Source organism: Clostridium neonatale (genome assembly GCF_900465025.1).
Lineage (GTDB): Bacteria > Bacillota > Clostridia > Clostridiales > Clostridiaceae > Clostridium > Clostridium neonatale.
Map to the genome: position 1 here is coordinate 595,851 of NZ_UICR01000003.1, position 15,221 is coordinate 611,071.

A 15,221-nucleotide genomic window follows, 5' to 3' on the forward strand; every position below is an offset into this window, starting at 1 on the left:
CTTATTCTTCTACATGTACTCTCTTAATATCAGCACCTAATGCCTTAAATTTATTTTCTATATGAGGATACCCTCTATCTATATGTTCTATACTAGTTATTTCAGTTGTTCCCTCTGCTATTAATCCTGCTATTACCATAGCTGCACCAGCTCTTAAATCTGTAGCTTTTACAATAGCTCCTGTCAATTTTTCAACACCATCAATTATAGCAACTCTGCCTTCTACCTTTATATTAGCGCCCATCTTCTTTAATTCATCTATATGCTTGTGTCTACTCTCCCATATAGATTCAGTTATTAGGCTTCTGCCAGGAACCACACTTAATAACGAAGACATTGGTTGTTGAATATCTGTTGGGAATCCCGGATAAGGTGTTGTTTTAATATTAACGCCTTTTAATTCCTTATCAACTTTTACTCTAATACAATCATCGCCCTCTTCAATAGTTGCACCCATTTCAGTAAGTTTTGCTGAAATGGATTCTAAATGCTTTGGTATCACATTTTTTATATACACGTCTCCGCCTGTAGCAACAGTTGCAATCATAAACGTACCAGCTTCAATTTGGTCTGGTATAACACTATAGTCACAGCCCTTTAGCCTTGTTACACCTTGTATTTTGATTACATCAGTACCTGCACCTTTAATATTTGCACCCATTGAATTTAAAAAGTTAGCTACATCAACAACATGAGGTTCTTTTGCTACATTTTCCAATGTAGTAACTCCTTCCGCTAATGTTGCTGCTATCATTACATTTATGGTTGCACCTACTGACACAACATCAAAGAAAATATTTGCGCCAACTAATCTCTCAGCTTTAACTTTAACTGCACCATGTTCTATTACAACTTTAGCACCTAAAGCTTCAAATCCCTTTATATGCTGATCTATAGGTCTTACTCCTATAGGACATCCTCCTGGAAGAACCACTCTAGCTTCCTTAAATCTTGCAAGTAAAGCACCAATAAAATAATAAGAAGCTCTCATTCTTCTTACATCTTCTATACACGCATCAAAATTATCTACATTTGTACTATCTACTTCTAAAGTATTGTTATCAATTTTATTTACAGAACAGCCTAAGCTCTTTAATATTCTTTCTAAGCAATGAACATCTTCAATATCTGGTATATTATCAACTATGCACTTACCTTCATGTGCCATTACAGTTGCTGGTAATATAGCTACGGCAGCATTTTTAGCGCCATTAATTTCCACGCTACCTTTGAGCAAATTGCCTCCATTTATGATTAATCTTTCCATCTATATTCACCCTATCTATAAAATCTATATAATCTATATAAAACCGCATTATTAACCTATTATAATTATAAAAATCTATCTTACTTATTATAACATAATATAAATTTATTTAAATATATTTTTTTAACAGAACTTAAATTTAACGGCATTCAATTTATTTTTTATGTATTTAAATATCATTATTTTATATTATGGCTATTTTTGTATTAATTATGTAATTTATTCTTTAATTACATAATTATGATTATTACTTATTTTTTAAATTTTCTTCTATTTTTTTATTTCCATTAATATGATATAATTTATTAAACATTAAGTAAACAATAATTGAGAGTGTGAGGTTCAATAATGAAATACTACATAGTTGCATTATTTGATGAGGAAGCTTATCAAGTAATTTCACCAATTCAAAAAAATATATCTAGAAAGTTTAGAACAAATAGAAATTCGCCACAACCATTTATACCTTTAATATCAATAGAAAATCCTGATTTAGATAAACTATATCCACTAGTAGATAAACTTATAGCTCCATATAAAACCTTCAGAGTAGATGCAAACGATACTGTATATCCTCTGGATCAAACAAAGAGTATAAACTTAAGGTTAGATAATAAAGGTTATATAAAGCGAATTGCTCGTAATCTTTTCGATACTTTATCTTTACATGGCTTTAATGTAAAATGTTTTGAGGATAATTTTATTCTTCTTGGGAACTTACCATATGTTCCAAAAGATAATAAGAAGCAAACTATTAAATTAAATTATCCTGATTTATATGATAAAGATAATTTTCTTAAATTGAAAATTAAAAATATAGAAATTTGGAAGCTTCCGGCAGCTAAGAAAAATATACCTATAAAATCTTATGAATTAAAAAGTTTCTGATTTTTTTTAATAGCATGAGTAATAATTCATGCTATTTTTTATTTAAGTTAAAATAATTTTTTCTGTAGTCGTTTTCTCTACTTTTCTTTCTTTAAAAGATTTTGTAAAATAATATTAGTTTTTAAAAGTTATAGGAGGATTTTTTATGAATATTAATCCAATGTTTGAAATAAATAAAAAAATAATCAGTTCAATCTCAATTAATCCAGAATTAGACTCATATAAATTGAGAGTTCGTAAGCTTTTAGAATTTGAAGTAGCTTTGGGTGAATTTGCCAAAGCAACTAATTGTTATTCTTACTTAAATAATAATACTGAAGATACTTGTTCAGATTTAATCTTAGAAAAATATATTAATTGTTTATCTAATTTAATAACATTGGGAATAGAGCATAATTATGATGATATTACTTCTATAAATGTAGCTACTAATGAAAATTGTCTAAGTGATCAGTTTCTTAATTTATACATAGATATAAATGATCTAATTGTTTCACCATGTCGTGATCATTACATAACTTTATTTGAAGATATATTAGCTGTTGGAGAATTTTTAGGGTTCTCAGAAGATGTCATTAACGAAAAATTTAAACTAAAAAATTAAAATTAAATTTAGAATAATCATTTAAGGGGATACCGCATTAAATAATCTGCGGCATCCCCTTTCTGTTTGTGCTACAAATCTAGATTTAGCTATTATAGGTAAAAACTAACAAGTAAGAAGTAATAGATAATGAAAAAAGCCTTCAGCTTTTTAAACATTAATTTGTATTTTCTAAGTAGAAATACATAGCTTTATCTTTTTAACTTCAGTTATTTCTAACTACTCACTTTTAGTTTATTACTTCTTACTTATTATTTACAAATTATAATTTGTAAATTCAATGCCACTTTAATATTTTTCTCTCAATTGTAAATACTATATTAGAGGTGATAAATAGTATGATTGGAATAATAACTGCAATAATTTCTGGAATAGCAATGAGCATTCAGGGAGTATTCAATACACGATTGGGTGAAAAAGTAGGTGTTTGGGAAACTACTGTAATAGTTCAAGGTATTGCATTAGTTTGTGCTTTAATTATCTCATTCTTTTTTGGCAAAGGAAGCTACGGTTCAATAAAAGACGCAAATAAGCTATATCTACTTGGTGGAGTACTTGGAGTTGTAATTACTTTTACAGTTATGAAGAGTGTTGCTAGTATGGGACCAACTGTAGGAATAGGCACTATATTAGTTGCTCAGCTTCTTTCAGCAGCTCTTATAGATGCATTTGGTTTATTTGATAGTGAAAAAATAAGTTTTTCCATACATAACTTTATAGGAATCTCACTTATGATAATAGGTATAGTAGTATTTCAATGGAAGCATTAATTAACCTATTAAAAATATATGCTTTAAATAAAGATTCTACCTTACTCAAATATTTGAAGCATATATTTTTCTATTCTTCTACTCCTATATTCTCATATTCTTGTATTTATATATCTTAATATTTTCATATTCTTAAATTTTATATAGTCATCATAAATAAATACTATATTTTGGTATTAACAATATGGATAAAGTTCATATAATATATAATGAAATAATATTGAGGAGAAAATTATGTTTTCATCTAAAAGCAAATTAGATAATAATTTAAAATACTATGTATCTAAAAATGCTTATAAAAATTATAGAGTACTTATTAAATATAAGAACTTTCATTCTTCCCTTGCTAAAAAAGTAAGTTCATATAAAGGTAAAGTTTATCATATTATCGAATCCATAAATATAATTAGTGCTGATTTGACAGCTCGTGGAATTGAACGTATTATTGAATATCCAGAAATAGAAAAAATATATTTAGATGAATACTTATTTCTTTGTGGTATGAGTATATCTACTGCAAATAAAACTCATTTATCTTCAAATTCAAAATTGTCTGGCGCTGGAGTTGGTGTTGGAGTCATTGATAGTGGCGTCTACCCTCATCAAGATCTAATAAAGCCAAGTAATAGAATAGAATTGTTCATAGATGTAATAAACGAATTAACTCATCCTTATGATGATAATGGACATGGGACATGTATAGCTGGTATATTATGTAGCAATGGTACTGAATCAAATGATTTATATAAAGGAATCTGCCATAAGAGCAAATTATTTTGCTATAAAGCATTTGATAAATTAGGAAAAGGATTTGCTTCAGATGTCCTTTATTCATTAGAACATGTTATAAGTATCTCTGAAAAAAATAATATTAAAGTTCTCTGTTTACCTTTTGAATTATTATCTCATAATACATTTATAATATCATTGTTTGATTCAATGTTGAATAAGGCTATAACAAAAGGATTAATCCCAGTTCTTCCATCAGGCAGCTTAAAAGATAATTATTCAATTATGGGAATATCAACTTTAAGTAATTGTATAACTGTTGGTGGATTAGATACTACATCAAATACACTAAGGCCATATGAATACTCTTCTGGTGGATTATATGAAAAATCAGTGAAACCTGATTTATCTGCTGCCTGTGTTAATATTGTTTCTTTAAATTGTGATCAGAACTATATATCAGAAAAAAATGGCTTAAAATTATATCCTCATAAACTTGATGCAGCTTATAAAACATTTTCTGGCACATCCCTATCTACAGCTTATATAAGTGGATTATGTGCATTAATATGTGAAAAAAATCCTAAAGTTAATTTTAAAGATGTTTTATCACTACTAAAGGTTGCTTGTACTCCCATCGAAGATATTTCAAAGAGCATCCAAGGTGAAGGAGTTGTTGATACAAAAAAGCTCATGCTTTAATACAGAAATGCAGACTATTAATCATAGGTCTGTATTTTTTTGCTTGTCGAGTACATAGTATTTATTATTTCCCTACATTGAAGTATAATATGCTATAATTATTTACATAATCATAAATATAATTAAAAAGGTAGGTGGCAAAATGAGCACTTTCATATTAAAGAATAATTCTTTAAACTTTACTCCTGTTAGTAATACTTTCATTGAAAAATATATGCTAGGAGCTAGAGGCGAATTTATAAAAGTTTATTTGCTATTATTAAAATTTAATACTTCAGGTGAGCCTGGGGTAAGCTCATCAATATTAGCTTCCTCTCTTAACTTATTAGAATCAGATATAATGAATGCTCTTAATTATTGGAGTGATCAAGGAATAATCAGACTAAATAAGATAGATCAAATGGGAAACTTTAATATAGAATTCTTGGACTTAGATAATACTTCAAATAATGGTAACAAAAATCAAGTTGACTTACTATCTGCTTTAAATAGCAATAATACTAAAGATATGTTAAAGGATATAGAATCTCTTTTAGCAAGACCACTTTCCCCTACTGAGATGTCCACATATTTAAATTGGCAGAATGAATTTGGTTTTTCTTCTGAATTAATTTTAATACTAATGGAATATTGCATTTCTAAAGGTAAAAGCGATCCAAGATATATAGAAAAAGTGGCTTTATCATGGCATGACTTAAAAATAACTAATATTGAGCAGGCTCAAAATTTAATCAAAAAGACTGAAGATAAATGGGGAAATATCAGAAAAATACTATCTTATCTCGGAATTAATAATACAGATATAATGAAACCTCAACAGGAAATGATTGAAAAATGGTTACTAACTTATAATTATTCCATAGAAATAATTCAAAAAGCCTGTGATATATGCTTTGAAAGATTGAATAGAGCAGATTTCAAGTATATTGATGGTATTTTAAATAACTGGAATAGTAATAACCTTAGAACATTAGAAGATATCGCAGCTAAAGACAAAAAACAAGTCAATAGTAATAAGTATAATAAGGCTCAAGGTACATCTTCTTATATTAAAGAGAAGCCACCGCTTAGATTTAATAACTTTGAACCTAGAGAATATGACTACGACTCTTTAGAAAAAAAATTATTAGGATGGGATAATGATGATTAATGGTTATCAAACAGAACTTTTAAAAATATATGATAATATAAGAGCATCTGAAAATAAAGCATTAAAGCAAAGAAAAGCAGAAATAGCTGAAAAATATCCTGAAATAATAGATTTAGATAATAAAATTAAAAAGCTTTCATTACAAATGGCTCTATCAGTAATAAAATCAGATAACAGCGAAAGAACCGTAGAAGAATTTAAAGAAAAAATCACTGATTTACGTGTTAAAAAATGTGAAATGCTAGTTGAAAGAGGTTATTCTACTGACTATCTAAATATCTATTATCATTGCAAAAAATGCAAAGACACAGGTTTTATAGGTAATAAAAAATGTATTTGCTATAGCCAAAAGTTAATTGACCTATATTATAAAGATTCTGATTTAGAGAATATAGTGAAAACTTGTAATTTTGATAATTTTGATTTAAGTTTATTTTCATCTCATAGAAATGAAAATGAAAAATATTCTGAAAGAAAAAATATCGAAAACAATTTAAATTACATTCTTCAAGAATATCTACCTAACTTTAAAACAATCAATACTAACCTACTATTTTACGGTAATCCTGGTAGTGGAAAAACTTATTTATCATATTGTATAGCAAAATCTATTTTAGACACAGGAAACTTAGTAGTTTATAAAACATCAGAAGAGTTAATAAAGATATTAAGAGATTTAAGATTTAAAAATGCTGATAGCGGAATAGAAAAACTATTATTAGAATGTGACTTACTAATTATAGATGATTTAGGTGCAGAGCATATAAATGAATTCTCTGTTACAGAACTTTTTAATATAATAAATAAAAGAATTCTTACAAATAAAAAGATGCTTATTTCTACTAATTTAACCCTTCCTGCAATAAGCAAACATTATTCTGAAAGAATTGCTTCTAGACTTTTAGGCGATTTTAAATTGTGTAAATTCTATTCAGATGATATAAGAATAAAACAAAATCTAAATAGAAATAGATAATTTTTTAATTATCTGTTCATAAAAGAAGGTATCCTTAAAAATTATTTTTTTAAGGATACCCTCTTTTATATCAAATTATACGCAAAAATCTTATATTTAGTCTATAAAAATAAAACGAAATTAGATAAAGCTAATTTGAATAATCATATACATACATATTTATTTTCTTTTTTATAAATCATTACAATACTTAAATATTAATAATAAATAAAAAAACAAGCTATTAAAGCTTGTTTTTTATGGCGACTCAGAAGGGGCTCGAACCCTCGACCTCCGGCGTGACAGGCCGGCACTCTAACCAACTGAGCTACTGAGCCATCTTATGGTGGGCACAACAGGGCTCGAACCTGTGACCCCCTGCTTGTAAGGCAGGTGCTCTCCCAGCTGAGCTATGCGCCCATAAGATAGAAATGGTGACTCCTAGGGGAATCGAACCCCTGTTACCACCGTGAAAGGGTGGTGTCTTAACCGCTTGACCAAGGAGCCATGCTTTATATTGTCTTCGCTTGATGTCTTTTAACACCTTGTCGCGCTGACCACATAGACTATAATACAGAAAATTAGATTAAGTGTCAACATATTTTTTAAAATTTTTTTAAAATCACTTCATTTTTTGATCCATATTAAATTTAAATATTAAATGAAATACTCTTTCAAACTTGATTTATTGCGGCTTCAAAGCTATCTATCTCTAATCTTCTACTACGTATTTCTTTATTAATTCTTTCTATTTCTACATTACATAATTGTAAAAATTCATCTTTCTGAATTATTCTAATATCAATATTGTAGCTATCCTTTTTAAAATTTTGTCCAGATGCATTAACTTGTAAGGGAACTTTTTCATTAATCATCAATACTATATCCTTTTCCCATATGCCTCTCTTATTTACTTTATATTTATCTATTAATACATTTAATCTTTTAGCTTCTTCATGAATTTCTGATTCTAATGAATTTTTTAATGCACTATAGAAGACAACCGAAATTCCTCTTTTTATTTTTATTTTTAAGTATTCTTTATTTTCTATCAAAAACTCATCTATTTTTGTTTCTCCCATAAATTCTACATCGTTAAATTCAAAACATTTTAATCCATTTCCACCAGAATAATTTACCAGAACTTGATCATAATTCATTCTTCTTACTTTAAATACTCTTTCAAAATCTTCTAATTTATTATTTATTACTTTTACTTCCATAATATAATCACCAAATTTAGTATTCCTTCCTTTTAACATTTTTATTACTATGTTAAAATCTATTTAGCATATTGAAGCTTATTTTTACCTTCTTTAATATGTCTTATAAAAAATAAGGAGTGATTAATATAATGATTCATCACGATTTACTTATAATTGGTGGCGGAGCTTCAGGAGTAATGGCCGCCATTGTTGCAAAAGATTTTGGAATGGATGTAGCAATAGTTGAAGGTAACGACAGGATATGTAAAAAGGTTCTTGCCACTGGAAATGGTAGATGTAACATAAGTAATAACACAATATTTGAACCTTTTAATGCTTATCATAGTGAAAATGATAAATTTTATTGTGACACTTTAAGTAATTTTACAGTAGAAGATACAAAAAGTTTATTTTTATCATTAGGATTACCTTTTGTTGAACTTGAAAACGGCAAAATGTATCCTCAATCACTACAAGCCTCATCTGTAATAGATATATTTAGAATTGCTGTAGAAGAAAAACAGATACCTCTATATTTAAACTGTAAAGTTAATAATATATCAAAAAGTAAAAATTTTAAAATATCTACTAATAATGAAGATTTTAAAAATTTTTCATGTAATAAATTGATTTTAAGTTGTGGAGGAAAGGTTGCTCCTAAGACTGGTTCTGATGGTTCTGGATATAAAATTTCAAAATCATTTGGTCATACTATTATTGAACCTATTCCTGGTATAGTTCAATTAAAACTAGATTATCCTTATCTAAAAGCCTTATCAGGAATAAAATTTGATGGTTCAGTATCCATATTTATTGATAATGAATTTATCCGCTCAGAAAAAGGTGAAGTATTATTTACTGACTATGGCATTTCAGGGCCTCCAATAATGCAGCTATCTTATTATGCATCTAAGGCTTTAAGCAAAAATTCAACAGTAAAATTAGTAGTAGATATGTTCCCAAATAAAACAAAAGAAGAAATTGATGACTTCTTCTCTACTCACTTTTCAATGTTTAGTTACAGGGAAATGTCATCTGCTTTAATAGGATTAATTAATAAAAAGCTTATTCCAACTATTCTTAAAGACTGTGGTATAAAGGATATCCATACACCTTGTAGCAATATAGATTGGAAATACTTAAATATATTTATAAATAGATTAAAGCATTGGGAGTTTACATGCATTGATACAAATGGATTCTCAAATGCTCAAGTGACAGTTGGAGGAGTAAATACTAAAGAAATAAATTCATCAACATTAGAATCTAAATTAATTAAGAATCTTTACTTCTGCGGCGAAATAATGGATGTCCACGGTGATTGTGGTGGATTTAATCTACAATGGGCTTGGAGCTCAGGATACACATCCGCTAAATCTGCTTCAAATAATAAATAATAATAAACTTAGTTTAATTAGTTTAGAAATAACCAAAATTAAGTTCTAAAATTCTGATTGCTTTACTTTATGTAAACAGCTTAAGTATGATTTTGATAAATACAAAGAAATCCAATATACAAATGTACTTAGTATTATATTAATAATTTGAATTCTTAAATCCTTCAGTAGAGGTTGTTCCAAAATTATTTTTCTAAAACTTGTTTTTAAAGTAGACTGTTTTGGTATAACCTCTATTATTAGAATCTTCATCTAAATTTTTCCTACAATCGATCATATCATTTATTGGATTTCGGTTGTTATTCACTAAACTCTGATTTTATCTATTCTCTTTCCCAATCAAACTCTAATGCTGTCAGCTCTTTTCCATTGCTATCTTTTATTATATGATAAGATTTTAAGTGATTATCATCAATTTTCTTCACTTCTGCAAAAACATCAATTTTCTCTCCATATGTAGTTTCTTTTTCAAAATCTACTTTTACTCTTTTCAATTCATAATTAGTTATAACTTCAACTGGAATAACTTCTAATCCCCATTCAACGTACTTTACATTATTCACATGCTTATTAGAATCTATATCGCTATATCTAATATTAAATACTTTTGAGTACTCAGCAGTTTGCATCTTTTCAACTTTTTCCATAGAAATATCATAATCTATATCTCCATCTACTCCATAGAAATCATACTGTTCCTTTTGTATTCTCATAGGTCTTCTTTTTTCTATGTTGATTAAGAAAAATAATGCTAAAGCTTCACCTATTATTTCTTCTTTTTCATCCCTAATAATATATTTTCTTAATCCATAAAATTTCTTAAATCCAACTGGTTCTGTAGTTATGTTTATTTTTTCTCCAAACATTGGATATCTTTTCATTTTTATATCATATTTATAAAAAACCCAGGCACAATTATTGTCTTCACAATACTTCATTCCTCCACCGACAGATTCTGATTGATGAGTTCCAACATCACAAATAAAGTTTATTATAGAAGACATCTTACATTTTAATTTATAATCTACATCGTAATAATTTATTTCATAAGTTTTAGTATAATTTTTAACCATATCTTATATTTATATGACTTAAGCCAAGTCATATAATTTTTCACCTCACTTAATAAACTTATAGTTTTATTAATATCTATTATAGTATATATTACCATAATAAATATTATAATGTAATTAGTAAAATATTTTCAAATTATTTCCAAGGAAATAATCTCGTTTCAAAACAAATTTATCTTGTAAATATATCTTATTTTCTATAATTTTTTTATATTTTATAAATAAAAAAAGAGAAATCAAAATGATTTCTCTTTTTAATGCTTATTTATTTAATGCTTCCAATAATTGTTCTAAGTTTATTCCATGAACTACAGCTGCCTCAGCTAAAGTTTCAGCTTGAGCAGATGGGCATCCAACACATCCCATTCCAAAGCTCATTAATACTTCTGCTTTAGATGAATCTGCATTTACAATTTCACCAATTGTCATGTCTTTAGTTATCATATCTTCACCTTCTTTATGTATAAAAGTCAAATTTTATGTTACACCAAAAATTATATTTTATACGTAAAGTAAAGTCAATATCAGATTAAATCACTATACTATAGATCCTTTACTCTCATAGTTTGATCTCTCTTTGGACCAACAGAAACTATAGAAATCTTAGTTTCTGTGAATTCTTCAATTCTTTCAAGATACTTCTTTGCGTTTTCTGGAAGCTCATCATAACTTCTTGCATTAGCTACTTCTTCGCCCCAACCTGCAAATTCTTCATATACTGGTTCACATTTTGCTAAATCTTCTAAACTTGCTGGGAAATAATCTATTACTTTTCCATCAAATTTATATCCAACACATACTTTTAGTGTATCTAATCCTGCTAATGTATCTATTTTAGTAACAGCTAATGAAGTTAATCCACTTACTCTTACAGCAGTTTTAACTATAACTAAATCTAACCATCCACATCTTCTTGATCTACCAGTAGTAACTCCATATTCGTGACCTTTTTCTCTGATCCATTCACCAGTTTCATCAAGTAATTCTGTTGGGAATGGCCCTTTACCCACTCTTGTAGTATAAGCTTTTGTTATACCTACAGCATTAGTTATCATGTTAGGTCCAATACCAACACCATTAGATACTCCACCAGCAGTTGTATTTGATGATGTAACATATGGGTATGTTCCATAGTCAATATCTAATAGCATTCCTTGAGCACCTTCAAATAGCACTGTCTTATCAGCCTTGATATCGTTATAAACTTTAACTGATGTCTCTTCAATAAATGGCTTTAATCTCTTACCGAATTCTAAATATTCATTTAATATTTCATTATAGTCTAATGCTTCTCCACCTAACACTTTTGTTATATAAGCATTTTTCATTTCTATATTTTCTTTTAATTTTTCAGCAAAAACTTCTGGATGCATTAAATCGCAAACTCTTATTCCACATCTTTCAAATTTATCTGTATAACATGGGCCTATACCTTTTCCAGTAGTACCAATATCATTTTTTCCTCTTGCTTTTTCTTTTAATCTATCTAATACTTTATGATATGGCATGATAAGTTGAGCTCTATCACTTATTATTAATTTTTCAGGTGTAACTTTAACTCCAACACCTTCTAAATAATCTATTTCTTCAAATAATGCCTTTGGATCTAATACTACTCCATTACCTATAACATTTAATTTATCATCATATAAAATACCTGATGGTATTAAGTGTAGTTTATATTCTTTATCTCCAACAACAACAGTATGACCTGCATTATTTCCACCTTGGAATCTAACAACTACATCAGCGTCCTCTGCTAAGTAGTCTGTCATTTTACCTTTACCTTCATCTCCCCATTGAGCTCCTAAAACAATAAATGCTGACATTTATCCTGCCTCCTTAATTTAAATAAACATATTAATTGTTTTCTTCTACTTGGGAGAGCGCATAAAAAAACTTTTTACCTCTCCCTTTAAATAGTAACAAAGTAGCTTTTGATGGTCAACTACATATCGAATATTTTTTTGATTTTTTTCTAAATAATTCGTATAATGTTTCTATACGTATATTACTACAATGTATATCATTTACTTTGATATTCATTTGTATTCATTATAAATGTTAAACGTTGGTCCAAGCCATAATCAAGCTATAATAATAATTTATTATATTATTGTATAAACATATCTTAGTATCAAATTAAAATATTTAATATAAAGAGGTGCCATTATGAACATATATGAAGAATCATTAAAATTTCACGAAGAAAAAAGAGGCAAATATGAAATAAAGCCAACTTGTGAAGTAAAAGATGCAAAAGATTTAAGCTTAGCATATACCCCTGGTGTTGCAGAACCATGTCGTGAAATACATAAAGATCCATCAAAGGCTTATACTTATACTCGTAAATGGAACACTGTTGCAGTTATTTCTGATGGAACTGCAGTATTAGGGCTTGGCGATATAGGTCCACTTGCTGCATTACCAGTAATGGAAGGTAAAAGTGTATTATTTAAAGAATTTGGTAATGTTGATGCATTTCCTATAGTTTTAGATACTAAAAATGTTGATGAAATTGTTGAAACTGTAGCAAATATTGCTCCAACTTTAGGTGGAATTAACTTAGAAGATATTTCAGCTCCTAGATGTTTTGAAATAGAAAAAAGATTAAAGGAAAGATTAAATATTCCAGTATTCCATGATGATCAACATGGTACAGCTATAGTTGTTTTATCTGGATTATTAAATGCTTTAAAAATAGTAAATAAAAAATTAGATAATATTAAAGTAGTCATTAATGGAGCTGGTTCTGCTGGAACTGCAATATGTAAGTTATTACTTTCTTCTGGAGTAAAAAACATAGTTATGTGTGATATTAATGGAGTAATAAGCAGAGATAAAGATTTAAGTGATAATATATATATGCAAGAATTAGCTAATATAACTAACCCAGATAATGTTACTGGAACTCTTAAAGACTCAATGGTGGGTACTGATGTATTTATAGGTGTTTCTGCTCCAAATATTGTTTCAAAAGAAATGGTTAAAACAATGAATAAAGATGGAATAATATTTGCAATGGCAAACCCAACTCCCGAGATCTTCCCTGAAGATGCAAAAGAAGCCGGAATTGCCGTTATGGGAACTGGACGTTCAGATTATCCAAATCAAATCAATAATGTATTAGCATTCCCAGGAGTATTCAGGGGTGCATTAGATGTAAGAGCATCAGAAATTAATGAAGAAATGAAAGTAGCTGCTGCTTATGCAATAGCAAACTCTGTATCTGCAGAAGATTTAAATGCTGAAAATATAATTCCAAAAGCATTTGATTTAAAAGTTCAAGACTTAGTTGCTAAAGCTGTTAAAGAAGCCGCTATTAAAAGTGGTGTAGCTCAAATTTAATATACTTAAAATTTAAAATATAACACGCATTTTATTAAAGCATCGTAATTTATAAAAATTTATCCACAAAATCAAAAAAAAATTTTATCCACTGTGTATAAAATCCTTTTTAAAAATAAAACTGTGGATAATTCTAAAAAATTTAGTTTTTAGAATTATCCACAGCATTTATTAAAAATATTTTTGATAATATTATATTTGTAGCATAGCTGCTTTTTTAGTTGTGCATATTCTTAGATTTCTCAGCACACTTATCCATAGCTTGAATTATACTGTTTCTAAATCCTAGTTTTTCTAGCTCAACAACTGCTTCAATAGTAGTTCCTGCTGGAGAACAAACTGCATCTTTCAATTCTCCTGGATGCTTTCCAGTTTCCAATACCATCTTAGCAGATCCTAAAACACTTTGTGCTGCCATTTTATAAGCTTTTGCTCTAGGAATTCCAAGCTTTACTGCTCCATCTGCCATAGCTTCTATAAACATATATACATATGCTGGCGATGATCCAGCCACTGCAACAAATCCATCAAAATATTTTTCTTCTAATTCAACACATTCTCCAAAGCTTTCAAACATTTTTATACAATATGCAAGCTCTTCTTTACTTACATTTTCATTTGGACATACAGCTGACATTGCTTCTCCTACAAACGCTGGAGTATTTGGCATAGTTCTAATTATCTTTGCATCATCTCCAAGCCATTCTTCCATATTATTTATTGTGATTCCAGCAGCTATAGTGATAATTAACTTATCTTCTGTTAATTCACCTTCTATTTGTTCAACTATTTGCTTATACATATTAGGCTTAACAGCTAAAATTACTGTTTTAGCTTCTCTCGCAACCATTTTACTATCAAAAGTTGTTAAAACATTAAATTCATCTTTTAACCTTTTTGAAGAAGATTCTGTTTTAGTAGAAACTATAATCTCATCTGCATTAACAAAACCTGATTTAATTAATCCGCCGAGAATTGCACTTCCCATGTTTCCACAGCCTATAAAACCTATTTTTTTACTCATTTTTATGCCCCCATTTTTAATTTATTTGTTACAAATTGATTTTTTATGCTTTTATATAAAGATTTAAAATTAAATCCAGCACAATCATAGGATAGCTTGTTTTAATTCC

14 protein-coding genes and 3 tRNA genes are annotated in these 15,221 nt (G+C 28.2%); 8 read left to right on the forward strand and 9 right to left on the reverse strand.

What is annotated here, in order from left to right; all coding sequences use genetic code 11:
• Position 1: 1 nt before the first annotated feature.
• The gene (locus CNEONATNEC86_RS20915) at positions 2 to 1,267 is read right to left on the reverse strand and encodes a UDP-N-acetylglucosamine 1-carboxyvinyltransferase (RefSeq protein ID WP_125147917.1); all 1,266 of its coding nucleotides are present in this window, start codon (positions 1,265 to 1,267) and stop codon (positions 2 to 4) included.
• 348 nt (positions 1,268 to 1,615) lie between these two features.
• On the opposite strand from CNEONATNEC86_RS20915, the gene CNEONATNEC86_RS20920 reads away from it, so the two are divergent.
• The 6 genes from CNEONATNEC86_RS20920 (at position 1,616) to CNEONATNEC86_RS20945 (ending at position 7,086) form a co-directional block, all read left to right on the forward strand.
• A complete protein-coding gene (locus CNEONATNEC86_RS20920; protein WP_058293268.1) occupies positions 1,616 to 2,155 on the forward strand; it encodes a hypothetical protein in 540 nt (179 codons plus the stop codon).
• Positions 2,156 to 2,300: 145 nt separating this feature from the next.
• Positions 2,301 to 2,759 (forward strand): dUTP diphosphatase, encoded by a 459-nt coding sequence (locus tag CNEONATNEC86_RS20925; RefSeq protein ID WP_125147918.1) that lies wholly within the window; start codon positions 2,301 to 2,303, stop codon positions 2,757 to 2,759.
• Between the two features lie 338 nt (positions 2,760 to 3,097).
• Positions 3,098 to 3,529 carry a DMT family transporter gene (locus tag CNEONATNEC86_RS20930; protein WP_058293266.1) on the forward strand — a complete coding sequence of 144 codons (432 nt, stop codon included), beginning with the start codon at positions 3,098 to 3,100 and terminating at the stop codon, positions 3,527 to 3,529.
• A gap of 234 nt (positions 3,530 to 3,763) precedes the next feature.
• A complete protein-coding gene (locus CNEONATNEC86_RS20935; protein ID WP_058293265.1) occupies positions 3,764 to 4,960 on the forward strand; it encodes a S8 family serine peptidase in 1,197 nt (398 codons plus the stop codon).
• Between the two features lie 142 nt (positions 4,961 to 5,102).
• Complete coding sequence (locus tag CNEONATNEC86_RS20940) at positions 5,103 to 6,110, forward strand: DnaD domain protein (RefSeq protein WP_159136771.1); 1,008 nt, start codon at positions 5,103 to 5,105, stop codon at positions 6,108 to 6,110.
• Entirely contained in the window at positions 6,103 to 7,086 is a 984-nt protein-coding gene (locus CNEONATNEC86_RS20945; protein ID WP_159117195.1) for an ATP-binding protein, read from the forward strand. Before CNEONATNEC86_RS20940 ends, CNEONATNEC86_RS20945 begins: the two co-directional genes overlap by 8 nt.
• A 240-nt stretch (positions 7,087 to 7,326) precedes the next feature.
• Here the strand turns inward: CNEONATNEC86_RS20945 and CNEONATNEC86_RS20950 are convergent.
• The 4 genes from CNEONATNEC86_RS20950 to CNEONATNEC86_RS20965 form a co-directional block, all read right to left on the reverse strand.
• A tRNA-Asp gene (locus tag CNEONATNEC86_RS20950) sits at positions 7,327 to 7,403 on the reverse strand.
• Between the two features lie 6 nt (positions 7,404 to 7,409).
• A tRNA-Val gene (locus tag CNEONATNEC86_RS20955) sits at positions 7,410 to 7,485 on the reverse strand.
• Between the two features lie 12 nt (positions 7,486 to 7,497).
• Positions 7,498 to 7,572, reverse strand: a tRNA-Glu gene (locus CNEONATNEC86_RS20960).
• Positions 7,573 to 7,739: 167 nt separating this feature from the next.
• Positions 7,740 to 8,288 carry a hypothetical protein gene (locus CNEONATNEC86_RS20965; RefSeq protein WP_058293262.1) on the reverse strand — a complete coding sequence of 183 codons (549 nt, stop codon included), beginning with the start codon at positions 8,286 to 8,288 and terminating at the stop codon, positions 7,740 to 7,742.
• A gap of 131 nt (positions 8,289 to 8,419) precedes the next feature.
• Between CNEONATNEC86_RS20965 and CNEONATNEC86_RS20970 the strand changes: the two genes are divergently transcribed.
• On the forward strand, positions 8,420 to 9,667 hold the full coding sequence (locus CNEONATNEC86_RS20970) for a BaiN/RdsA family NAD(P)/FAD-dependent oxidoreductase (protein WP_159136772.1): 1,248 nt from the start codon (positions 8,420 to 8,422) through the stop codon (positions 9,665 to 9,667).
• Positions 9,668 to 9,990: 323 nt separating this feature from the next.
• Here the strand turns inward: CNEONATNEC86_RS20970 and CNEONATNEC86_RS20975 are convergent, their stop codons facing one another.
• The 3 genes from CNEONATNEC86_RS20975 to CNEONATNEC86_RS20985 all read right to left on the reverse strand — a co-directional run bounded on the left by CNEONATNEC86_RS20975 (position 9,991) and on the right by CNEONATNEC86_RS20985 (position 12,569).
• Positions 9,991 to 10,740, reverse strand: a complete 750-nt coding sequence (locus CNEONATNEC86_RS20975; protein WP_058293259.1) for an acyl-[acyl-carrier-protein] thioesterase — start codon at positions 10,738 to 10,740, stop codon at positions 9,991 to 9,993.
• Between the two features lie 261 nt (positions 10,741 to 11,001).
• Entirely contained in the window at positions 11,002 to 11,184 is a 183-nt protein-coding gene (locus tag CNEONATNEC86_RS20980; protein ID WP_058293366.1) for a DUF1858 domain-containing protein, read from the reverse strand.
• Positions 11,185 to 11,282: 98 nt separating this feature from the next.
• Positions 11,283 to 12,569 carry an adenylosuccinate synthase gene (locus CNEONATNEC86_RS20985; protein WP_058293258.1) on the reverse strand — a complete coding sequence of 429 codons (1,287 nt, stop codon included), beginning with the start codon at positions 12,567 to 12,569 and terminating at the stop codon, positions 11,283 to 11,285.
• A gap of 343 nt (positions 12,570 to 12,912) precedes the next feature.
• Between CNEONATNEC86_RS20985 and CNEONATNEC86_RS20990 the strand changes: the two genes are divergently transcribed.
• A complete protein-coding gene (locus CNEONATNEC86_RS20990) occupies positions 12,913 to 14,088 on the forward strand; it encodes an NAD(P)-dependent malic enzyme (protein ID WP_159136773.1) in 1,176 nt (391 codons plus the stop codon).
• 217 nt (positions 14,089 to 14,305) lie between these two features.
• Here the strand turns inward: CNEONATNEC86_RS20990 and proC are convergent, their stop codons facing one another.
• Positions 14,306 to 15,112, reverse strand: coding sequence for a pyrroline-5-carboxylate reductase (proC, locus tag CNEONATNEC86_RS20995; RefSeq protein WP_159136774.1), 807 nt, complete (start codon positions 15,110 to 15,112; stop codon positions 14,306 to 14,308).
• Positions 15,113 to 15,221: the final 109 nt, after the last annotated feature.